This window comes from Streptomyces sp. NPDC020490 (assembly GCF_044335305.1).
GTDB lineage: Bacteria > Actinomycetota > Actinomycetes > Streptomycetales > Streptomycetaceae > Streptomyces.
Genome location: NZ_JBIRUY010000009.1, coordinates 198,025 through 218,820, shown reverse-complemented (window position 1 = coordinate 218,820; position 20,796 = coordinate 198,025). Strand labels below are relative to the sequence as shown.

Genomic DNA, 20,796 nt, shown 5'->3' with positions numbered 1-20,796 from the left:
CAAGCTCCGCTGCAGCACCACCCGCATCACCGACCTGGTCAAGGCCGTACTCGCCCTTCACCTGGCCACGTCAAGCTGAGGTTGGAAAAGCCTCAGTGCTCTCTGATCCAGGCGGCGAGCTGGGCGCCGGTTGCCACGCCGGGCAGCAGGCTGGTGATCAGGTGGACGCGCTCGATGGTGAGCTTGCCCCTGGTGAAGTCCATCCTCGAGCGCACCACTTGCAGAGCCTGGCGGGCGTGGAGGAAGTCGAGGTGGGCGAAGGCGGCGGTCTTCAGCCGCCGGATCTCCAGGCGGCGGGGCGCACCCGTGGCGCCCACTACATCGCCCAGGCCAAGGCCAACCACCCCGGCCTGTTCGACCGCGTCCGCCGCTTGCCGCGGGGCGAGATCACGCTCGACCACCACGGCCGCACCCGCGCCAGAATTTAGCTAACACCAGTAATTACGTAAGTCGTGGTGACGGGAGAATAGAAAAAGCAAGACCCGTATCCCGCGACGACGAGAGTGAACTCAGAAGGAAGAGCGCCGGACGATATCCTTACACCGTCAACATAGCACTTGTACTCGCCGCCACCACTGGCGAGGCTTCCATAGTACTTGGCATTGTACTTACCCCATCCCGAAACCACCTTTTTCCACTCTCCGGCTGCAATGTTCCCAGTTATGTAGCCGCCAGATGCAGAAACACCAGAAGAGCTCATATCGGTTTCAGCAGCTGCTGCAGGGGCAACCAGGACTGCTGTAGCAAGAACCGTTGCGGATGCTCCGAATCCCATCTTCAACAGGGATCGGCGAAGCGCTGGAACAGTCTCAAAAAGCGACATGGTCATTTCCTTGAGGTATGCGACAAGCGTTAACCTGCGATATGTTGACAGGCTTACGGAAATCGTAGAAGTTCCAGGCGGCGGTGGCGTGTTCGCTATTGAAATGAACAGGCCACCGCCGCCAGCTTGCATCACTGTGCGATTTTTGAATGGCTTTCCAGATCGCAACTGTGCGAAACTCGGGTGTCATGAAGCTGATCGTCTGAAACTGGGTAGAGGCTAAAAAAATGTGCGATATCCATTGCAGCCACTTCTCGACTCTACCGCGTCCAGCACGCGAACGGAGGAAATCTTATCTCCAAAATTAAACTGATGGAGATCCCACACGTACTCACCGGGCCGCATGCAGTAATTATTTCCTCCGATGAAACTCTTGTCATCGTAGAGGATGAAGTACTTGTCAGTCGTGTTGTTCCAGGCCGAGCTCGCCTTGTCGTTGAACCCCACAAGCTCACTCAATGTGTAGGTGGCGTAAAACTGCTTACCGCCCAGCCGCTGGTTCTCCCCCAGCACCAAACCGATCGGGTACGCATCTGCGGTTACCTGCTGCCGGACAGTAGTTTCAGATGCTGCACCAGCAGGGGATGCGGCACCCATAACTGCCAGGGCTCCCGCCAAGACTGCTGCATAGGATACAAGCTTCATGAAGCCCCCTGTGTTTGAAATCGGGACGAAGGGCTGACAATGAAGTAGCCCTCGGTGAAAGTCGGAATGTTCGGGACGCAAATCAAACCGCAGCAGTTCGCTCAGGAGATCCAGTATTTTCTGTCTCGCTTACTTTATCCGAGCCGAACGAGAGGATTTTTGCACGTGCATCTTTTGGTCTGCTTGAGTATCTCTTGCCTATCATTCGGACGCGGCAGCTGTAGTTCCGACGTCTGTGCTGTTCCGCAGCTCGTGAGGGTGGGTGCGGGCATGGGTACGGCCACCATGATCATGAACGTTTGTGACGACGTATCAAGAGCAGGTCGCCGCGGAGGTCACGATAGCCCAGGCTGTCTGGGACCGGGTGTTCGAGGCGGCGATGAAGGCGATCGCAGACTGTTTCGCACGGCCTGAGACCCGCTCGACGGCGGCAGAGATGATCACGGGCTTGCTGGCGGAGGTGGACACCCGGAACTGCTGGACCCTGGCTCAGGCGCTGGGGCACCCAGGCCCCCACCGGCTGCAGCACCTGCTGTCACGCGCGCGGTTTGACCACGACCGGGCCCGGGAGGAGATCGCCCGCCTGGTGGTGCGGGAACTCGCAGGTCAGGACGTGGTGCTGGTCGCGGACGAGACCGGGGACGCGAAGTCCTCGACCGGCTGCGTGGGCGCCGGCCGCCAGTATTCCGGCGCGCTCAGGGGCGTCGGACTCTGCCAGGTCGCCGTGCACCTGGCCGCGGTGACCGACTCGGCGCGGGTGGTCATCCACCGGGCCCTTTACCTCCCGAAGGACTGGGCCGCGGACGAGGAACGCCGCGAGGTGGCCGGCGTCCCGGAGGAGGTCATGTTCGCGACCAAGCCCGAGCAGAGCATCGCGATGGTCAAGAACGCCCTCGAGCTGGGTGTCCGGGCACGCTGGTTCGCCGGCGACGAGGTCTACTCGGGCCGCGAACTCCGCACGGCCATCCGAGAGTTCGGACTCGGCTATGCAGTCGGTGTCTCCCACACACATACGGTCACCGACGGCGCGGGCCGCAGGCAGAGCGCCCGACAGATGATCGGCAGGGTACTGCCGCACCGATGGATGCGCATGCGCACCGGACGGCACCAAGGGCACCCGCGAGTACGACTGGGCCTGGGCGGACGTCCGGGCCGACGACAGCCCGGACGGACACGAAGACGACGGCGTCAGCGTTCTGGTCGCCCGCCGGCACCGCTACACCGGCGAGATCTCCTTCTACCGATGCTGGGCCCCCGGGAACGTCACCCTGGCCCAGCTGGTGGAGGTGATCTGCCGCAGATGGCGGATCGAGGAGACCTTCCAGCTCGGCAAGACCTTCGCCGGCCTCGACGAGGGGCAGGTGACCTGCTGGAACTCCTGGATGCGGTGGTCGCTGTTCTCGCTCACCGCGTCCGCCGTCCTGGCCCTCACCGCCGCCACGGCCACGGCCGGCCCTTCCGCCCCAGCCCGTCTCATCCCGATGGCCTGCCCCGAACTCGTCCGCCTCCTCAGGGCGTTCGTCCTCACGCCACCCGTCCGGGACGCGGAACACGTCCTGCACTGGATGGCCTGGCGCCGTCGCCATCAAGCCGCCGCGCAAGCCTGCCACCAGCGCCGACACGCTCTCAACGACCAACCATGAACGGAACTACAGCTGCCGTGTCAGTGAACCGTTCCGGGTTCGGTAGAGATCTCAGGTGTTGGCCCCCGACAACGTCGGCACCGAAAGCGAACCCGTGATCGTCCTCAACCGGCCCGAACTCCTGCGACCGCTGCGGACCTTCGCACTGCCGACACCAGTCACCGCCCCGCAACTGGCCCCACTGGCACCGTCGTCTGCCACCACCGCCGGAACGAGGTCACCGCAGCCGCGTGATCACGAACTATTCCGCCGTCTCAGATGCTTGCTCGGCTCTACTTCGCCGCGAGTGCCACGAATGCCGCCCACTCGACCTGGCCGACCCGCAGCACCGGACCGCCGCCCGCGAGCTTCGAGTCCCTTACGTACACGGCGTTCACGCCCCTGGCGGCCTCGATGCAGTTGCCTCCTCCTGAGCCGCTGTAGCTGCTCTTGAACCATCGTAGTCCGTCCACGCCCTCGGCTGCCTGCTCCACGCTCATGTCTCTCCAACCAACCGCTCGATGAGCCGCGCAGACTCCACGCCGTTCAGGGCCTGCGTTCGCAGCTTGCCATATCGCATGCCGAAGGCGCTGACCATTGCGGGATCGCTGACGAGGGAGCTGGCCTCCTGAGACTCGATGTACCCGAGGTGCCGGTGGTCCTGCGTCTCCAGCACCACAAACGGTCCGTTCAGTCCGACGTGGAAGCCTGGCCGTGCAGGCATGACCTGGACCTCGACGTTACGTAACCGGCCGACGTCCAGAAGGTGCTGCCACTGCCCTTGCATGACGTCGTGATCGCCCACTGGGTTACGCAGAGTCTCCTCGGTGATGATGAACGACAGCTCCGCCATCGGCACCCGCTCCAACAACTTCTGGCGGCTCAGCCGTGCCTCGGTGAGTTGGTCGACGATCTCCTTGTCAAGCGGCGGGCAGTGTCCTGCGAACACGGCCCGCGCGTAAGCTTCCGTCTGCAACAACCCCGGGATCAGTAGTGGCTCGTATTCGAACCGATTCACCACCTCCGCCTCGATCACCGCGAAGTTGCGGAAGAACTTGGGCAGTTTCGCCCGGTCAACCTCGCCCTGGAGCACTTGCAACACCCCACCGGCCTCAAGCACCCGATCCGCGGCCGCGGTGAACGCCGCCTTCGCCGGCCGTCGTCCCTGCTCGACCGAGGCGACCTGCTCCAACGAGTAGCCGATCGCCTCCCCGAGCTCCTGCTGGTTCAGCCCGGCCCGTTTGCGTAGGTGCTGGAGCAGCCTGCCGTACGCAGACCATTCCCCCGGCAGGTCGCGTCCCTCGTCCCTCGTCCTCACCGCACGACCGTTCCGCGTATCCGGCACCGCCCTCACGCCCTTCCGTCCCGAGCACACCCACCCGCACTCCACCGCCGCCGGGGCCTTGTCCAACGTGGACCGCGATGACCGGGACACGCCTCGGGACCCGTACAGCGCCCGTACAGAAGGCCGTATGACACCGGACCCACCATCCGTGAGGTGGGAATCTTCGGGTGGCTTCGGCCCCCGGAGTCCCGAGGTGACCGTTCCGATGACGCGTCACGCGACGACTGACCACCTCGTCGGGTCCGGTCGCCGACACCCCGAACGGGGGCTGCAGTGCGTGTGGTGGAAGGGGCTCAAGGTTTCTTGTGGGGCGTGGAGGGACGTTCCCTCGTTGTTGGTGAGGGTGGCCTGGAGGGACTGGAGGTCGCAGAGCACGGACAATCCGGGCGACCTCCCTGGCCTATAACATCCGAGCCATATAGCATTGAAGGCATGACTGGTGAGCGGTACACGATTGAGATCGAGCCCGAGGTCCGCCTCTGGCTGGAGAGCCTGTCCGCCCACCACTACGTGATAGTCGAGCAGAAGGTCGACCGCCTTGCGGAAAATGCGACCACACTCAGCGAGCCCTATACCCGCCACCTCGGCGGCAAGCTTCGTGAGCTACGTTTCGACCTCGGCGGTAGCGCTCAGCGCATCACCTGCTGGATTGCTGCCGACCGTCGTGTGGTGCTGCTGACCGTCTTCAGCAAGACGAAGATGCGCGAGACGGCGGAGGTGGACCGTGCCCGTGCGGTTCAGGCCGCGTGCGAGGCCAGCCACGCACCGGCCGCCGAACACGACATCTACAGCCGTCCGATCAAGGAGGAACTGCGATGAACCACGCCGAGTGGAAGACCCGCCGCCACCGCAAGCTCCTCGGCGAAGCGGTCGAGGACAACGCCGAGTACGACCGCCTGTACGAGGAGGCCGAACTAGCCCATGATCTCGGCCAGATGGTCTACGACCGGCGCACCGCCCTGGGTCTGTCCCAGACCGAACTCGCCGAACGCTGCGGGATGAAGCAGCCTCAGATCTCCCGGATCGAAGGCGGCGGCACCGTACCCACCATCCCTCTCCTGCGGCGCCTGGCACGTGCCCTCGACGCCGACCTGACCATCGAGCTCACCCCGCACCATGAAGCTGCCTGAGCGATCTTCCGATAGCTGACGACCCGAGCAATCTCCGCCGGATTCCCTGAGCATGGCGGCCCTCCAGGCCCAGGCGGCATGATGCTCGAGTCGGAGCGATCTGGAAGGGTTCGGGTGAGCGTAGGCGGAGCTCAGGCAGCGGCTTTCTTCCGCGAGGTCGTTCAGACTCGTACCGTGTGGTGGGTTCGAGACGACGAGGGGAGTCCGACCCCGGTCTCCAGTTCTGGGCGGCCAATTTTCCCCTATTGGTCGTCGGAGACTCGTGCGCAGCGTGCCGCTCAGCTGTGGGGTCCCCGATTTTATGCTGTTTCAATGCCGCTGGATCATTGGCGGAACGCGGCTCTGCCCGATCTGGCCAAGGATGACTTCGCGGTAGGGATTAACTGGGCTGGGCAGCGCCTGACTGGATGGCACTTCACTGTCGATGAAGTACTCAACCGTCTCGTTCACGCCCTCGGCGCGTCACCATACAACCGGTAGATCGATTGTCCGATGTCGGCAAGTGCGCGGCATGACCGGCTCCCTGTCGAACGGGTGACCTGGGGTGGTGTCGCCCCAAGGGTGGCGAGGCCCAAACCGGACTCGCCGGTCCGAGCGCGTACACGGTGGCCCGGTACCTCATCGAACAGTCGGCTCGTTCGCCCTTCAATTGCGGATTGGATTCATGGTAATCACAAGTCGCATTGCCGCTAGGCTCGAAGCGCAGTATGGAGCTGAGGCGAGTTCGGTTGCCTCGCTACTGGAAGAGGCCGAGGTCAGGGTGTTGCGTGAATCTGCAGAGGAAAGGATAACGGCCGCTGTTGTCATTCTGGCGGATGGAAGCGTGGACAAACTCCTCAGTGCGATTGAGCTGATGGAGACCGACTGGCGGGACCTGCTTGTCGCGGCGGAGCTTGCACATGCAGATTGGCGGTCAAGGCTGGATGATGTCTTCGGTGCGAATTGACATTGATGTCGCCTGAGCATGGCCGGCAGCGACAGCCCCACGCTCACCGGGGACTGCTCCCACGCGTACTACCGCCGTATATATGCCGCTGCATGCCGCCGTCCCTGGCGCCCCTCAACGACCGTCGTCCCTTGAGCGTGCATGACAGGGCGGCTGAGATGATCTCGCTGCGGCCGGGGCCGGTGTGTGTCCGGCGGGCTGATCAGGGCTGTTCGGGCAAGGGGTGGGGAGCGTATGGGGATTCGTGGTAGACGGCCGTCAGCGGCTGTGGGGGGCGGGCCACCGCGCGGGACGGGAAGGACGCCTACGCCGGTGTGGGCGACCTCCCCGAGAAGCTGGAGGCGGACGGCACGACCATCCTCGTCGGCGACCCCGAGGCGCCCGTCATCCTGAGTCTGTATGAGGACCCCCGGTGCCCGTACTGCAAGGAGTTCGAGTCGAGCAAGGGCGGCGGCCCCGCGGCCCTCGACTTCATGCTGCGGCACAGCGTGCGGACGGAGTACACGATGGCCTCCTTCCTGGACGGCCGACTGGGCGGGCACGGTTCCGAGAAGGCCGTCAACGCCCTGCGTGCCGCGCTGGAGGAGGACAAGTTTGCCGAGTACCACGAGGTCCTCTACCGCCATCAGCCCGAGGAGTCCGTCGACGGCTTCACGGACGATTACCTGCTGAAACTGGCGAGCAAGGTCAGGGGACTGCGCGGTCCGGCCTTCGACTCCGCCGTCCGGGCCATGAAGTACCGCGACTTCGTCGCCGAGTCGCAGAAGGCGTACGAGAAGACCGGGGGCGCCGCCGAACCCAAGGGGCCGGGCACGCCGACCGCCGTGATCGACGGGACGCGCATCCCCATGGAGTACTCGGGGCTCCTCTATGACCGGCAGCGGTTCGACCTGCTGCTGACCGAGATCGAGCAGGACCCGGAGTCGTGGAGCGAGTGGCGCTTCTGACGGGCGGACTCGCACCGGGCTGTGGGCGCCGCGGCCGTCGGCCGCGACGCCCTGGGGCCGGACCCGGACCGGCCCCGGACCGGTCTCGGTCAGCCCACGCTCACCGCGCTCCAGGCCGCCGCCACCGCGTTGTACTCCGCGCTTCCGGAGCCGTACAGGTCCTTCGCCGCGTTGAGGGTCGCCGTCCGCGCGCCCGCGTAGTTGGTCGAGGACGTCATGTAGACCGTCAGGGCGCGGTACCAGATCTTGCCCAGCTTGTCCCGGCCGATCCCGGTGACCGTGGAGCCGTTGCAGGTGGGCGAGTTGTAGCTGACGCCGTTGACGGTCTTCGCGCCGCTGCCCTCCGCCAGGAGGTACGCGAAGTGGTTGGCGACGCCCGAGGAGTAGTGGACGTCCAGGTTGCCGACCGAACTGCTCCAGCAGTCGGCCGAGTTGCCGTCCTTGGACGGCTTGTCCATGTAGCGCAGGGCGTCCCGGCCGAAGCCCGAGCGGACGATCTCCTCGCCGATGAGGTAGTCGCCCGGGTCCGACGCGTTGCCCGCGTACCACTCCACCAGCGAGCCGAAGATGTCGGACGTGGCCTCGTTCAGGCCGCCGGACTCGCCGGAGTACGTCAGCCCGGCCGTCTTGGACGTGACGCCGTGCGTCATCTCGTGGCCGGCCACGTCCAGCGCCACCAGCGGCCCGAACGTCGTCCCGTCACCGTCGCCGTACGTCATGCAGAAGCAACTGTCGTCCCAGAAGGCGTTGTTGTAGTTGCTGCCGTAGTGGACGCGGTTGTACGAGCCCTTGCCGTCGCCGGCGATGCCGTTGCGGCCGTGGACGTTCTTGTAGTAGTCCCACGTCTCGTTCGTGCCGTACTGGGCGTCCACCGCCGCGGAGGAGCGGTCGGCGGTGGTCCCCGTGCCCCAGTGGTTGTCGGCGTCGGTGAAGACCGTCGCGGGGGCGCGGCTGAAGCAGATGCCGAAGATGCACAGGTCGGTCTTGTTGGCCGCGTCGCCGGTGTACGTGTTGCCGCGGGTCGGGTCGGTGAGCTGGTACGTCGATCCCGACAGGGTCGTCTCCAGCGGCACCGTCCCGCTGTACAGCGACTGCCCGTCGCCGGTCGCCGTCTCCAGCGTGTCCCAGGCGTCGATCTGGGCGCCGGTGCGGGCGTTCGTCAGCACCGTGCGGGCGACCGGGTTGCCGGCGGAGTCCAGCGCGACCGCGTTCGTGCGCCAGGCCAGCTTCGGGGTGCCGTGCAGGGCGTCGACGACCAGCTCGGGCTTCGCCTTGAGCTTGCGCAGCGTCTCGCCCAGGTTGGCGGCGCGCAGGGCGTGCGCCGCGACGTCGGCGGCCTTCGGGGCCGACACGGACGGGGTGACCGACGTGGGGGCGACGCCGCTCCGTGTCGCGCGGCTCGCGCCGCGGTACGCGCCGTCGGACGCCAGGTGGACGACGAAGTCACCGCCCAGGACAGGCAGGTTGCGGTACGTGCGGTCGTAGCGGACGTGCTGCGTGCCGTCCTTGTCGACGATCACGTCCCGGACGGCGGTGTCCTCGGCCGAGGTGAGGCCGAGGCTCGCGGCGTGCGCGGCCAGGGCCGACGCCGCGTGCTGTATGGCGGTGGCCCTGGTCGGTCTGTCGGCCGCGTGGGCGGCGGGGGAGAGCGTGGCGGCCAGCAGGGTGGCGGCGGTGGCCGCCACGCCGGTGGCTGCGAGACGTCGGGAACCTCGGATGTGGTGCCGTATCCGACTCATCTGTCTCCTCGGGAAGGCGCCTCTGGGCGCGTGCGAGCGCGTGCGAGCGCGTGCGAGCGCGTGCGAGCGCGGGCGAGCGCGGGCGAGCGCGGGCGAGTGCGGGCGAGTGCGGGCAAGTACGCGGAAGCCCGTGCAAGTGCGTGCACGTGCGTGGGGGCGGCGCTGATGGTCACTCAGATTTAAATGGACATGACATGGCGGTGTCCATAGCGCGTACGGGGGCGTGTGCGAGGGGAGGGGGAGGGTGGAGAATCGTTTCTGTGACTCTCCCGTTCTTCGTCTACGGCACCCTCCGCCCCGGCGAGCCCAACCACGACCTGTTCCTGCGCGGCCGCACCCGCTCCGAGGAACCGGCCCGCCTGACCGGCGCGGTCCTGTACGACGGCCCCGGCTACCCCTACGCCGTCGAGGAACCCGGCGGCACGGTCTACGGCGAGCTGGTGACCGCGCCCCGGGAGGCCTACGGCGACCTGCTCGGCGCCCTCGACGAGCTGGAGGAGTACGCCCCCGGCGACCCGGACAACCTCTACGAACGCGTCGCCCGCGAGACCGTCCGCGACGCCGACGGCACGCCCGTACACGCCTGGGTGTACGTCGCCGCCCCCGCCGTCGCCGCCCGCCTGCGCGTCAGCGGCAAGCTGATCGAGGGCGGGGACTGGCGGGCCCGGTGACCACTGAGATCAACTGACCGGTTGCACCGGCTGCACCGGCCGCACCGCCTCCACCCGCACCGCGCACACCTTGAACTCCGGCATCCGCGACGTCGGGTCCAGCGCCGGGTTGGTCAGGGTGTTGGCGCGGCCCTCGCCCGGCCAGTGGAACGGCATGAAGACGGTGTCCGGGCGGATCCCGGTCGTGATGCGGGCCGGCGCCACCGCGCGGCCCCGCCGCGACACCACCGCCACCGGGTCGCCCTCCGCCGCCCCGAGCCGCGCCGCCAGCCGCGGGTGCAGCTCGACGAACGGGCCCGGCGCGGCGGCGTTCAGCTCGTCCACGCGGCGGGTCTGGGCGCCCGACTGGTACTGGGCGACGACCCGGCCGGTGGTCAGCAGTACGGGGTACTCGTCGTCCGGCTCCTCGGCGGCCGGCCGGTGCGTCACGGGCACGAACCTCGCCCGGCCGTCGGCGTGGGCGAAGCGGTCCAGGAACAGGCGGGACGTGCCGGGGTGGGCGGCCGCCGCACCGTCTTCCCCGAGCGGGTCCGGGGAGGAGTCCGGGCCGGCCGGGCACGGCCAGAACACCCCGTTCTCCTCGGCCAGCCTGCGGTAGGTGATCCCGGAGTAGTCCGCGAGGCCGCCCGCGCTCGCCCGGCGCAGCTCCTCGAAGACCTCCTCGGGGTCGGTCGGGAAGCCCTTCTCCACGCCGAGCCGGGCGGCCAGCTCGTGCATGACCTCCAGGTCGCTGCGGACGCCGTCCGGAGGGCTGATCGCGCGCCGCCGCAGCAGCACCCTGCCCTCCAGGCTGGTGGTGGTGCCGGTCTCCTCGGCCCACTGGGTGACGGGCAGGACCACGTCCGCGAGCGCCGCCGTCTCCGACAGGACGACGTCGCAGACGGCGAGGAAGTCCAGCGACCTGATCCGCTCCTCGACGTGCGCCGCGCGCGGCGCCGACACCACCGGGTTGGAGCCCATCAGCAGCAGCGAGCGGATGTCCGTGCCCAGCGCGTCCAGCAGCTCGTAGGCGCTGCGTCCCGGTCCCGGCAGGCTGTCCGGGTCCACGCCCCACACCTCGGCCACGTGCCGTCGCGCCGCCGGGTCGTCCAGCTTGCGGTAGCCGGGCAACTGGTCCGCCTTCTGGCCGTGTTCGCGCCCGCCCTGCCCGTTGCCCTGCCCGGTCAGGCAGCCGTACCCGGACAGCGGGCGGCCCGCCCGGCCGGTCGCCAGGCACAGGTTGATCCACGCGCCCACCGTGTCCGTGCCCTTGGACTGCTGCTCGGGGCCGCGGGCGGTGAGCACCATCGCGGCCTCCGGCTCGCAGAACAGCCGTACCGCCTCCCGTAGTTGCGGCACGGAGACACCGGTGATCCGCTCCACGTACTCCGGCCAGTGCGCCATCGCCGCGGCCCGCGCCTCCTCCCAGCCGGCGGTTCGCTCCCGCACGTACGCCTCGTCCACCCGGCCCTCCGCCACCACCAGGTGCAGCAGGCCGAGGGCGAGGGCGAGGTCGGTGCCGGGCCGGGGCGCGAGGTGCAGGTCGGCCTGCTCGGCGGTCTTCGTGCGGCGCGGGTCCACCACGATCAACGTGCCGCCGTTGGCGCGCAGTTCGGTGAAGAACCGCAGCGCCGGCGGCATCGTCTCGGCGAGGTTCGAGCCGACCAGGATCACGCAGCCGGTCTTCGGGATGTCCTCCAGCGGGAACGGCAGCCCGCGGTCCAGGCCGAACGCCTTCGTACCCGCGGCCGCCGCCGACGACATGCAGAAGCGGCCGTTGTAGTCGATCTGCGAGGTGCCCAGCACCACCCGCGCGAACTTGCCGAGCGTGTACGCCTTCTCGTTCGTCAGCCCGCCCCCGCCGAAGACGCCGACCGCGTCCGGGCCGTGCTCGGCGCGGGTGCGGCGCAGCTCCCCGGCGACCCGGTCCAGCGCCTCCTCCCAGGTGGCGGGCACCAGCGTGCCGCCGGAGCGCACCAGCGGGGAGGTCAGGCGGACGTCCGTCCTCAGGACCGCCGGCGCCGTACGCCCCTTGCCGCACAGGGCGCCCCGGTTCACCGGGAAGTCCGCGCGCTCGCTCACCTCGACGGTGCTGTCCGGGGCGGGCGTCAGGTTCATCCCGCACTGCAGGGCGCAGTACGGGCAGTGGGTGGGCGTCGCGGAGGGCGTCGCGGAGTTCTGCATGCCGTTCAGCGTGCGCAGGCCGTGTTACGCGCCGTGCGGGCCCCGGTTACGCGGGCGGCACGGTGACCTCCCCGCGGTTCCGCCGCCGTCGTGAGGTGCGCAGAGGCGCGGAAACGGCGCCCGTCACCGCGCCGCGGCCGGCGGGTTCGTCACCGGTCGGCGGCCAGCGCCTTCGCCACCCCCGGTTCCTTCGGGCCGAGGAAGCGGGGGTCCGGCTCGAACAGCGCGTCCAGGGCCGCCTTGCCCGCCGCGAAGACCTCGCGGGTGTTGCCGTAGTACCAGGTCACGTCGTGCTTGGCGGCGACGCCGACGCCGTACGAGCGCACCCCCGCCGCCCGGCACAGCGCGACCGCGCGCCGGATGTGGAAGTCCTGGCTGATCAGCACCGCCCGGTCGACGCCGAAGATCTTCTTCGCGCGGACGCAGGAGTCCCAGGTGTCGAAGCCGGCGTAGTCGCTGACGATCCGGCCGTCCGGCACGCCGTGCCTGGTGAGGTAGGCGCGCATCGCGTCGGGCTCGTCGTAGTCCTCGCGGCTGTTGTCGCCGGTGACGAGGACGACCTCGACGCGGCCCGCGCGGTACAGCGTCGCCGCCGCGTCCAGCCGGTGGGCGAGGTACGGGGACGGCTCGCCGTCCCACAGGCCCGCACCGAAGACGACGGCGACCTCGGTGCGCGGCACGTCGGCGGTCGTGCGCAGCCCGTCGGCCGTCGTGACGTACAGCCACGCCGCCGGGGCCAGCGCGAGCACGCACGCGGCCATCACGGCCCGCACCAGCCGCCGCTGCCCGGCGCGCGTGCGGGGCAGACGCGGTAGGCGCAGCTTCGGTCGGCGCATCGTGCGGTCCTCTCCCGGTGCCGGCGATCCCTTACCGGACGTCGCTCCCGACAGACGAAGACGTCCTGTTGGGCCGTACGGTTCAGCCTGCGACACGTGATCGAGTTCACTTCCGGGACCGGAAAACACAGGTCAGGCAAGCTCACACACCCGGGGCAGCCATGGTGAACCCCCGGAAAAGACCCGTGACGCCCGTGCAACGGCTCGGCAATGTCACGCCGACACCATCGGGGCATGAACCGGATCAGCAGCCCGCACGCGAGCCGGCCCGGCCTCGTCCCCCTCGACGGCGGGCGGCGCCCCGGCCCTCCCTCCGCGGCCCCCGCCCTGGTCGTCGTCGCGCACGGCAGCCGCGACCCGCGCGCGCTGCGCACCATCCGCGCGCTCCTGGACCGGGTCCGCGAGCTGCGCCCCGGCCTGCCCGTGCACCTGGGCCACATCGAGCTGAACGCCCCCCTGCTGCCCGACACGCTCGCCGCGCTCGGCGCGTTCGGCGCGCACGGCGGCGCGGCGGCGGTCTGCGTGCCGCTGCTGCTCGGCCGCGGCCACCACGTCAAGCGGGACATCCCCGCGATGGCCGCCGCCGCACCGGCACGCACGCGGGTGGCCGCGGCGCTCGGCCCGCACCCCCTCCTGGCGGAGATCCTGCACGACCGGCTGGCCGAGGCCGGCTGGCACGCCCCCGCCGACGCGGCGGACCGCCGCTCCCGCGCGGTCGTGCTCGCCGCGGCCGGCTCGCGCGACCCCGAGTCCGCGGCCGACACGGGCCGCACCGCCCGGCTCCTCGCCGCACGCCTCGGCGTGCCCGTGGTCCCCGCCTACGCCTCCGCGGCCGCCCCCACCGTCGCCGACGCCGTGCGCGCCCTGGCCGCCCGGGGCCGCCACCGCGTCGCCGTCGCCTCGTACTTCACCGCTCCCGGCCGCTTCGCCACGGAGTGCGCCGAGGCGGCGCCGTGGATCGTCTCGGCGCCCCTGGGCACGCACCCGGCGATGGCCCGCCTCGTCCTGCACCGCTACGACCAGGCGCTCGCCACGCCGGACACCCAGTCGGAACCGGAACTCGCCTCGGCGTGAAGTGGTGACCGTCCCGGCACCCGTCCGCTCGGTCTGACGCGGTGACCGTCCCGGCACCCGTCCGCTCGGTCTGACGCGGTGACCGTCCAGGAACCCGTCCGCTCGGTCTGACGCGGTGACCGTCCAGGAACCCGCCTCCTCGGTCTGACGCGGTGACCGTCCCGGCACCCGTCCGCTCGGTCTGACGCGGTGACCGTCCAGGAACCCGCCTCCTCGGTCTGACGCGGTGACCGTCCAGGAACCCGCCCCCTCGGCCTGACGCGGTGACCGCCCGGCACCTGCCCTCCCGCCTGAAACCGCGACCGCCCCGGAACCCGCCGCAGCCTGAAACGGCCGCGGACGTCCCGAATGTCGGTGCCTGCCTCTACTGTCGGGTGCATGGAAGGCACCGCAGCCCAGGCCGACGGCGACAACCGCGTCCCGCCGCCCGAGAACCGCGTACCCCCCGCCGGATACGGCGTGTCCGACGTGGAGCGCTGGGCCCCGGAACCGGACAAGCGCCCCGGCCGCACCGCCTTCCAGCGCGACCGGGCCCGCATCCTGCACAGCGCCGCGCTGCGCCGGCTGGCCGGCAAGACGCAGGTCGTCACCCCCGGCACCCGCAGCCTCGCCTGGGACGCCAGCCCCCGCACCCGCCTCACCCACTCCCTGGAGTGCGCGCAGGTCGGCCGCGAGCTGGGCGCCGCCCTGGGCTGCGACCCGGACCTCGTCGAGGCCGCCTGCCTCTCGCACGACCTGGGCCACCCGCCCTTCGGCCACAACGGCGAACAGGCGCTGAACGAATTCGCCGAGGACTGCGGCGGCTTCGAGGGCAACGCCCAGTCGCTGCGGCTGCTGACCCGCATCGAGCCCAAGCGTTTCACCGCCGACGGTTCCGTCGGCCTCAACCTCACCCGTGCCGCCCTCGACGCCGCCACCAAGTACCCGTGGCCGCGCGGCGCGCACCCCACCGACCCGGCGTCCCCGAAGTTCGGGGTGTACGAGGACGACCGGCCGGTGTTCGACTGGATCCGCAAGGAGGCCCCCGGCACGCGCACGTGCTTCGAGGCCCAGGTCATGGACTGGGCCGACGACGTGGCCTACTCGGTGCACGACGTCGAGGACGGCCTGCACGCCGGCCACATCGACCCCGACAGCCTGCACGCGCGGCCCGAGCGGCAGGCGGTGTTCGCGGTCGCCGTCGGACGGTACGTGCCCGCGGACACCGACCCCGCAGAGCTGTCCGCCGCCCTCGACCGCCTCCAGGCCCAGGAGTGGTGGCCGCACCGGTACGACGGTTCCGCGGTCGCGCAGGCCCGCCTGAAGGACGCCACCAGCCAGCTCATCGGCCGCTTCTGCCTCGCCGCCGAGGGCGCCACGCGCGCGAGGTGGGGCAGCGGGCGGCTGACCCGGTACGGCGCCGAACTCGTCGTACCGCGCGGGACCCGGATGGAGTGCGCGGTGCTGAAGGCGGTCGCCGACCGGTACGTGATGCAGCGCGCCGAGCAGGAACTGCTGCGGGCCGACCAGCGGATCGTGGTCGCCGGGCTCGCCGGGGCGCTCACCGCCCGCGCCCCGGACGGACTGGACCCCCAGTTCCGGGCCCTGTTCGACGGGGCCCCGGACGACCGCGCCCGCAAACGGGTGATCGTCGACCAGATAGCGTCGCTCACGGACGCCGCGGCACGCTCGCTTCACGCCCGCCTGACGGGGCACCCGTGAGGGACCCCTGGGTCACGTGGGACGCGGGCGCGCCCGAAAGTGACCCTGCGTGGCCTGATCGGGCCACTCCCCCTTCCCCCATCACGCTGCGTGCGGGAGGCTCGCATGTGGCGGCACCCCTACGAGGAGGCATCAAGTGGTCGACGCGGATCAGACATTCGTCATCATCGGAGGCGGGCTCGCCGGCGCGAAGGCGGCGGAGACGCTCCGGGCCGAGGGCTTCACCGGCCGCGTGATACTGATCTGCGACGAGCGCGACCACCCCTACGAACGCCCTCCGCTGTCCAAGGGCTACCTGCTGGGCAAGGAGGAGCGCGACAGCGTCTTCGTCCACGAGCCCGCCTGGTACGCGCGGCACGACGTCGAACTGCACCTCGGCCAGACCGTCGACGCGATCGACCGGAAGGCGAAGGCGGTCCGCCTCGGCGACGACGGCACGCTGGTGCGCTACGACAAGCTGCTGCTGGCCACCGGCGCCGAACCCCGCCGCCTGGACATCCCCGGCACCGACCTGGCCGGCGTCCACCACCTGCGCCGCCTGGCCCACGCCGAGCGGCTCAAGGGGGTCCTCGCCGCCCTCGGCCGGGACAACGGCCACCTCGTCATCGCGGGCGCCGGCTGGATCGGCCTGGAGGTCGCCGCGGCGGCCCGCGAGTACGGCGCCGAGGTGACCGTCGTCGAGCCCGCGCAGACCCCGCTGCACGGCGTGCTCGGCCCCGAGCTGGGCAACCTCTTCGCCGAGCTGCACCGCGGGCACGGCGTCCGCTTCCAGTTCGGGCGGACCCTGACGGAGATCGTCGGCCAGGACGGCATGGTCCTCGCCGTCCGCACCGACGACGGCGAGGAGCACCCGGCGCACGACGTGCTCGCGGCGATCGGCGCGGCCCCGCGCACCGCCCTCGCGGAGGCGGCGGGCCTGGAGATCGCCGACCGGGCGCACGGCGGCGGCATCGTGGTCGACGAACGGCTGCGCACCTCCGACCCCGACATCCACGCGGCCGGCGACGTCGCCTCCTTCCACCACCCCCTCTTCGGCACCCGGCTGCGCGTCGAGCACTGGGCCAACGCGCTCAACGGCGGCCCCGCGGCGGCCCGCGCGATGCTCGGCCGGGACGTCGTGTACGACCGCGTGCCCTACTTCTTCTCCGACCAGTACGACCTGGGCATGGAGTACTCCGGCTGGGCGCCCCCGGGGTCGTACGACGAGGTGGTGATCCGCGGCGACGCGGGCAAGCGCGAGTTCATCGCCTTCTGGGTCAAGGAGGGCCGGGTGCTCGCCGGGATGAACGTCAACGTGTGGGACGTCACGGAACCCGTCCAGCGGCTGATCCGGGCGAGGACACAGGTGAACACGGAGGCGCTGGCGGACCCGCACGTACCGCTGGAAAGCCTCGTCCCGTAGGCCCTGCCGCTTGGATCAGGTCGGCTCTGATGCGCGGTTCCTTGCGGCCTACCCGAGCGGGGCCTGGTGCGTGCAGATGCAAGGCGGAGGAGGGCGTCGACGCGATGGGGTCCCCCGCGCGAGCGCAGCCGAGCGTGGGGGAGTCGGCAACCGACGACAACGCCGCAGGTGCGCGTGCCAGGGCCCGCGACATCGGCATGATCCAAACGGCAGGGCCTGAGTGTCGGCGGGCCGCCGTAGACTTCACGCGTGGCTGGACGGATCAACGACGAGGACGTGAAGGCGGTACGGGACGCGGTCCCGATCGACGCCGTCGTGTCCGAGTACCTCCAGCTGCGCAACGCCGGCGGCGGCAACCTCAAGGGCCTGTGCCCCTTCCACGACGAGAAGTCCCCGTCCTTCCAGGTCAGCCCCAGCAAGGGCCTCTTCCACTGCTTCGGCTGCCAGGAGGGCGGCGACACCATCACGTTCGTGATGAAGGTCGACCACCTCTCCTTCTCCGAGGCGGTCGAGCGCCTCGCCGCCCAGGCCGGCATCACCCTGCGCTACGAGGAGGGCGGGTACAACCCCGCCCACCAGCGCGGCGAGCGGATCCGCCTGGTCGAGGCCCACAAGATCGCCGCCGAGTGGTACGCGGAGCAGCTCGCCACCGGCCCGGAGGCCGACGCCGGCCGCACGTTCCTCGCCGAGCGCGGCTTCGACCAGGCCGCCGCCCAGCACTTCGGCGTCGGCTACAGCCCGCAGGGCTGGGACCACCTCACCCGCTACCTGCGCGGCAAGGGCTTCACCGACAAGGAACTGATCCTCTCCGGCCTCTCCCAGGAGGGCCGCCGCGGCCCCATCGACCGCTTCCGCGGCCGCCTGATGTGGCCGATCCGGGACATCGGCGGCGATGTCGTCGGCTTCGGCGCCCGCAAGCTGTACGAGGCGGACAACGGCCCGAAGTACCTCAACACCCCCGACACGGCCATCTACCGCAAGTCCCAGGTCCTGTACGGCATCGACCTCGCGAAGAAGGAGATCGCCAAGACCTCCCGCGCGGTCGTCGTCGAGGGCTACACCGACGTCATGGCCTGCCACCTCGCCGGCGTCACCACCGCCATCGCGACCTGCGGCACCGCCTTCGGCGGCGACCACATCAAGATCCTGCGCCGCCTGCTGATGGACAACGGCAGCGCGCGCGTGATCTTCACCTTCGACGGCGACGCGGCCGGCCAGAAGGCGGCCCTGCGCGCCTTCGAGGACGACCAGAAGTTCGCCGCCGAGACGTACATCGCCGTCGCCCCGGACGGCATGGACCCCTGCGAGCTGCGCCTCGCCAAGGGCGACGAGGCGGTCGCCGACCTGGTCGAACCCCGCACCCCCCTCTTCGAGTTCGCGCTCCGCCAGATCGTCGTCCGCTACGACCTGGACACCCCGGCGGGCCGCGCCGCCGCCCTCGACGAGGCGGCCCCGATCGTCGCCCGCATCAAGAACACCGGCGCCCAGCACGAGGTCGCCGTGCAGCTGGCCGGCATGCTCGGCATCCTCGACACGCAGTTCGTGGTCAAGCGGGTGGCCCAGCTGGCCCGTTGGGCCCGCGAGCGCGGCGGCGCCCCGGCCCCGGCCGCGGCGCGCGGCCGTCAGCAGTACGAGGCCGCCCCCCGCCCGGCCGGCGGCGGCCCCGCGCTCAACCTCCGCAACCCCGTCTACGCCACCGAACGGGAACTGCTCAAACTCGCCCTGCAGCGCCCGGAGCTGGTCTCCCCGGCCTTCGACGCGTACGGCGTCGACGAGTTCACCGCCGCGCCGTACGCGGCCGTGCGCCAGGCCGTGCTCGACGCGGGCGGCGCGGAGTACGGCGTGCAGGACCCGCAGGAGTACCTGGTCCGCGTCCGCGAGGCGGCGCCCGACGACACGGTCCGCGCCATGGTGACGGAACTGGCGGTCGAGGCGATCATGCGCAGGACCGTGGACGAGGTGTACGCGGGCACCGTGCTGGTGACGGTCCGCCGCCGCGCCGTGGAGCGCCGCATCCGCGACATCCAGTCCCAGCTGGCCCGGCTGGCCGCGGGCGGGGACCCGGCCCACCTGACGGCCGTGCAGAACGAGCTGTGGGTGCTCCAGCAGTACGACCAGGCACTGCGCGAGCACGGAGCCGCCGCTCTGTGAGCCGGCCGTCCGGCACGGTCACCGGGCGGTCACGGGCCGGACGCAAAAAGTCACCGCACGCCCCTCGTGGCGGCGATGTGTCGTACTCCACACTGGGTTCCGGTGCCAGAGAGCTCCGGACGGAATGGGCGCCCGGCGCGCGACGCCTGGCACGCACGCTCGCGGCGTTGCCGAAACGCCCACGTGGCTCCGCCACGAGGACGCTCCGGCGCCTTGCGATCGCACGCACCAGACGCCGCGCGCTGATCGGACTCCCATTCCGTCCGGAGCTCTGAGTCCTCGGAGCGCGGCCGATCCGTCCCTCGCGGGTCCACGACCCCCGCGGCTTTGCTCATCGCGTACGGGACGGACAGCGGCGAGGCCGCCGACTCCGCCCCCGACGTACCGCTGCCGCACACCTCAGCAGCGATCACCCTGGAGGTCGCCCCCGTGCAGACCCGGACCCTCACCCACACCGACGTCAGTACGGACGGCGCGGAAGCGGACCCGGAGGCCGACGTCCTCGCCGCGGTCCCCCCGCAGCTCCGTGCCGTGCCCAACCTCCCGGCGGACCCGGACGGCCCGCCCGCCGAAGAACTCGAGACAGCCGATCCCGCCGATCCGCCTGAACCGGCCGATCCCTCCGAGACCGCCGAAGCCGTCGAGGCGTCCGGGCCGTCGCGTGTCCGCACCGACACCGGCGGCCCCTCCTCGGACCTGTTCCGCCAGTACCTGCGCGAGATCGGCCGCGTCCCGCTGCTCACCGCCGCCGAGGAGGTCGAACTCGCCCGCCGCGTCGAGGCGGGCCTGTTCGCCGAGGAGAAGCTCAGCAACACGCCCGACCTGGACAGCGAACTCGCCCTCGACCTCGACCGCCTCGTCGTCATGGGACGCATGGCCAAGCGCCGCCTGATCGAGGCCAACCTGCGGCTCGTGGTGTCGGTGGCCAAGCGGTACGTCGGGCGCGGCCTGACCATGCTCGACCTGGTGCAGGAGGGCAACCTCGGCCTCATCAGGGCCGTCGAGAAGTTCGACTACGCCCGCGGCTACAAGTTCTCCACCTACGCCACCTGGTGGATCCGCCAGGCCATGTCCCGCGCCCTCGCCGACCAGGCCCGCACCATCCGCGTCCCGGTCCACGTCGTCGAGCTGATCAACCGCGTCGTCCGCGTCCAGCGCCGCATGCTGCAGGAACGCGGCTACGAGCCCACCGCCGACGAGGTCGCCGCCGACCTCGACCTGCCGCCCGAGCGGGTCGGCGAGGTGCTGCGGCTGGCCCAGGAGCCGGTCTCCCTGCACGCCCCCGTCGGCGAGGAGGACGACGTGGCGCTCGGCGACCTGATCGAGGACGGCGACGCCGCCTCCCCCGTGGAGTCGGCGGCGTTCCTGCTGCTGCGCGAACACCTGGAGGCGGTGCTCTCCACGCTCGGCGAACGCGAGCGCAAGGTCGTGCAGTTGCGCTACGGGCTGGCCGACGGGCGTCCGCGCACCCTGGAGGAGATCGGCCGCATCTTCGGCGTGACACGGGAGCGGATACGGCAGATCGAGTCCAAGACCCTCAACAAGCTGCGCGACCACGCCTTCGCCGACCAGCTGCGGGGCTACCTGGACTGAAAAAAGGG

20 protein-coding genes and 1 pseudogene are annotated in these 20,796 nt (G+C 70.3%); 14 read left to right on the top strand and 7 right to left on the bottom strand.

Features of this window, described 5'->3' with window-relative positions; all coding sequences use genetic code 11:
- Nucleotides 1–236 precede the first annotated feature (236 nt).
- Nucleotides 237–428 carry a hypothetical protein gene (locus ACH4ZX_RS12900; protein WP_398271591.1) on the top strand — a complete coding sequence of 64 codons (192 nt, stop codon included), beginning with the start codon at nt 237–239 and terminating at the stop codon, nt 426–428.
- On the opposite strand, the gene ACH4ZX_RS12895 is transcribed toward ACH4ZX_RS12900, so the two are convergent.
- Both ACH4ZX_RS12895 and ACH4ZX_RS12890 read right to left on the bottom strand, forming a co-directional pair.
- Nucleotides 425–823, bottom strand: a complete 399-nt coding sequence (locus tag ACH4ZX_RS12895) for a hypothetical protein (protein ID WP_398271589.1) — start codon at nt 821–823, stop codon at nt 425–427. The genes ACH4ZX_RS12900 and ACH4ZX_RS12895 overlap by 4 nt on opposite strands.
- A gap of 219 nt (nt 824–1,042) precedes the next feature.
- Entirely contained in the window at nt 1,043–1,468 is a 426-nt protein-coding gene (locus ACH4ZX_RS12890) for a peptidase inhibitor family I36 protein (RefSeq protein WP_398271587.1), read from the bottom strand.
- A gap of 379 nt (nt 1,469–1,847) precedes the next feature.
- On the opposite strand from ACH4ZX_RS12890, the pseudogene ACH4ZX_RS12885 reads away from it, so the two are divergent.
- Nucleotides 1,848–2,531 (top strand): annotated as a pseudogene (locus ACH4ZX_RS12885) (IS701 family transposase); the annotation flags it as partial.
- A gap of 217 nt (nt 2,532–2,748) precedes the next feature.
- Nucleotides 2,749–3,111: a hypothetical protein gene (locus tag ACH4ZX_RS12880; protein ID WP_398271608.1), complete on the top strand. Its 363-nt coding sequence runs from the start codon at nt 2,749–2,751 to the stop codon at nt 3,109–3,111.
- A 272-nt stretch (nt 3,112–3,383) separates the two neighbouring features.
- Here ACH4ZX_RS12880 and ACH4ZX_RS12875 read toward each other — a convergent pair whose 3' ends face one another.
- Together ACH4ZX_RS12875 and ACH4ZX_RS12870 are read right to left on the bottom strand one after the other, a co-directional pair.
- The gene (locus ACH4ZX_RS12875) at nt 3,384–3,590 is read right to left on the bottom strand and encodes a DUF397 domain-containing protein (protein ID WP_398271585.1); all 207 of its coding nucleotides are present in this window, start codon (nt 3,588–3,590) and stop codon (nt 3,384–3,386) included.
- Nucleotides 3,587–4,408, bottom strand: coding sequence for a helix-turn-helix domain-containing protein (locus ACH4ZX_RS12870; RefSeq protein WP_398271583.1), 822 nt, complete (start codon nt 4,406–4,408; stop codon nt 3,587–3,589). The genes ACH4ZX_RS12875 and ACH4ZX_RS12870 overlap by 4 nt, the downstream gene beginning before the upstream one ends.
- Before the next feature lie 459 nt (nt 4,409–4,867).
- Between ACH4ZX_RS12870 and ACH4ZX_RS12865 the strand changes: the two genes are divergently transcribed.
- The 5 genes from ACH4ZX_RS12865 to ACH4ZX_RS12845 all read left to right on the top strand — a co-directional run bounded on the left by ACH4ZX_RS12865 (nt 4,868) and on the right by ACH4ZX_RS12845 (nt 7,458).
- Complete coding sequence (locus ACH4ZX_RS12865; RefSeq protein WP_398271581.1) at nt 4,868–5,254, top strand: type II toxin-antitoxin system RelE/ParE family toxin; 387 nt, start codon at nt 4,868–4,870, stop codon at nt 5,252–5,254.
- On the top strand, nt 5,251–5,565 hold the full coding sequence (locus ACH4ZX_RS12860; protein WP_398271579.1) for a helix-turn-helix domain-containing protein: 315 nt from the start codon (nt 5,251–5,253) through the stop codon (nt 5,563–5,565). The genes ACH4ZX_RS12865 and ACH4ZX_RS12860 overlap by 4 nt, the downstream gene beginning before the upstream one ends.
- Before the next feature lie 78 nt (nt 5,566–5,643).
- Nucleotides 5,644–6,045, top strand: a complete 402-nt coding sequence (locus ACH4ZX_RS12855; protein WP_398271577.1) for a DUF2750 domain-containing protein — start codon at nt 5,644–5,646, stop codon at nt 6,043–6,045.
- Between the two features lie 184 nt (nt 6,046–6,229).
- Nucleotides 6,230–6,511, top strand: a complete 282-nt coding sequence (locus ACH4ZX_RS12850; RefSeq protein ID WP_398271575.1) for a hypothetical protein — start codon at nt 6,230–6,232, stop codon at nt 6,509–6,511.
- Between the two features lie 314 nt (nt 6,512–6,825).
- Nucleotides 6,826–7,458: a DsbA family protein gene (locus ACH4ZX_RS12845; protein ID WP_398271573.1), complete on the top strand. Its 633-nt coding sequence runs from the start codon at nt 6,826–6,828 to the stop codon at nt 7,456–7,458.
- Nucleotides 7,459–7,547: 89 nt separating this feature from the next.
- Here ACH4ZX_RS12845 and ACH4ZX_RS12840 read toward each other — a convergent pair whose 3' ends face one another.
- Nucleotides 7,548–9,197: a M4 family metallopeptidase gene (locus ACH4ZX_RS12840; protein WP_398271571.1), complete on the bottom strand. Its 1,650-nt coding sequence runs from the start codon at nt 9,195–9,197 to the stop codon at nt 7,548–7,550.
- 260 nt (nt 9,198–9,457) lie between these two features.
- On the opposite strand from ACH4ZX_RS12840, the gene ACH4ZX_RS12835 reads away from it, so the two are divergent.
- Nucleotides 9,458–9,868, top strand: coding sequence for a gamma-glutamylcyclotransferase family protein (locus tag ACH4ZX_RS12835; protein ID WP_398271570.1), 411 nt, complete (start codon nt 9,458–9,460; stop codon nt 9,866–9,868).
- A 9-nt stretch (nt 9,869–9,877) separates the two neighbouring features.
- On the opposite strand, the gene ACH4ZX_RS12830 is transcribed toward ACH4ZX_RS12835, so the two are convergent.
- Nucleotides 9,878–12,031: a molybdopterin oxidoreductase family protein gene (locus ACH4ZX_RS12830; protein WP_398271569.1), complete on the bottom strand. Its 2,154-nt coding sequence runs from the start codon at nt 12,029–12,031 to the stop codon at nt 9,878–9,880.
- 149 nt (nt 12,032–12,180) lie between these two features.
- A complete protein-coding gene (locus tag ACH4ZX_RS12825; protein ID WP_398271568.1) occupies nt 12,181–12,867 on the bottom strand; it encodes a vancomycin high temperature exclusion protein in 687 nt (228 codons plus the stop codon).
- 234 nt (nt 12,868–13,101) lie between these two features.
- Between ACH4ZX_RS12825 and ACH4ZX_RS12820 the strand changes: the two genes are divergently transcribed.
- From ACH4ZX_RS12820 to ACH4ZX_RS12800, 5 genes are all read left to right on the top strand, one after another.
- Nucleotides 13,102–13,941 carry a sirohydrochlorin chelatase gene (locus ACH4ZX_RS12820; RefSeq protein WP_398271567.1) on the top strand — a complete coding sequence of 280 codons (840 nt, stop codon included), beginning with the start codon at nt 13,102–13,104 and terminating at the stop codon, nt 13,939–13,941.
- A 378-nt stretch (nt 13,942–14,319) separates the two neighbouring features.
- Nucleotides 14,320–15,642, top strand: a complete 1,323-nt coding sequence (locus tag ACH4ZX_RS12815; RefSeq protein ID WP_398271565.1) for a deoxyguanosinetriphosphate triphosphohydrolase — start codon at nt 14,320–14,322, stop codon at nt 15,640–15,642.
- A 136-nt stretch (nt 15,643–15,778) separates the two neighbouring features.
- A complete protein-coding gene (locus ACH4ZX_RS12810) occupies nt 15,779–17,044 on the top strand; it encodes an NAD(P)/FAD-dependent oxidoreductase (RefSeq protein WP_398271563.1) in 1,266 nt (421 codons plus the stop codon).
- 249 nt (nt 17,045–17,293) lie between these two features.
- A complete protein-coding gene (gene dnaG, locus ACH4ZX_RS12805; protein ID WP_398271561.1) occupies nt 17,294–19,195 on the top strand; it encodes a DNA primase in 1,902 nt (633 codons plus the stop codon).
- A 327-nt stretch (nt 19,196–19,522) separates the two neighbouring features.
- A complete protein-coding gene (locus ACH4ZX_RS12800) occupies nt 19,523–20,788 on the top strand; it encodes an RNA polymerase sigma factor (protein ID WP_398271559.1) in 1,266 nt (421 codons plus the stop codon).
- Nucleotides 20,789–20,796: the final 8 nt, after the last annotated feature.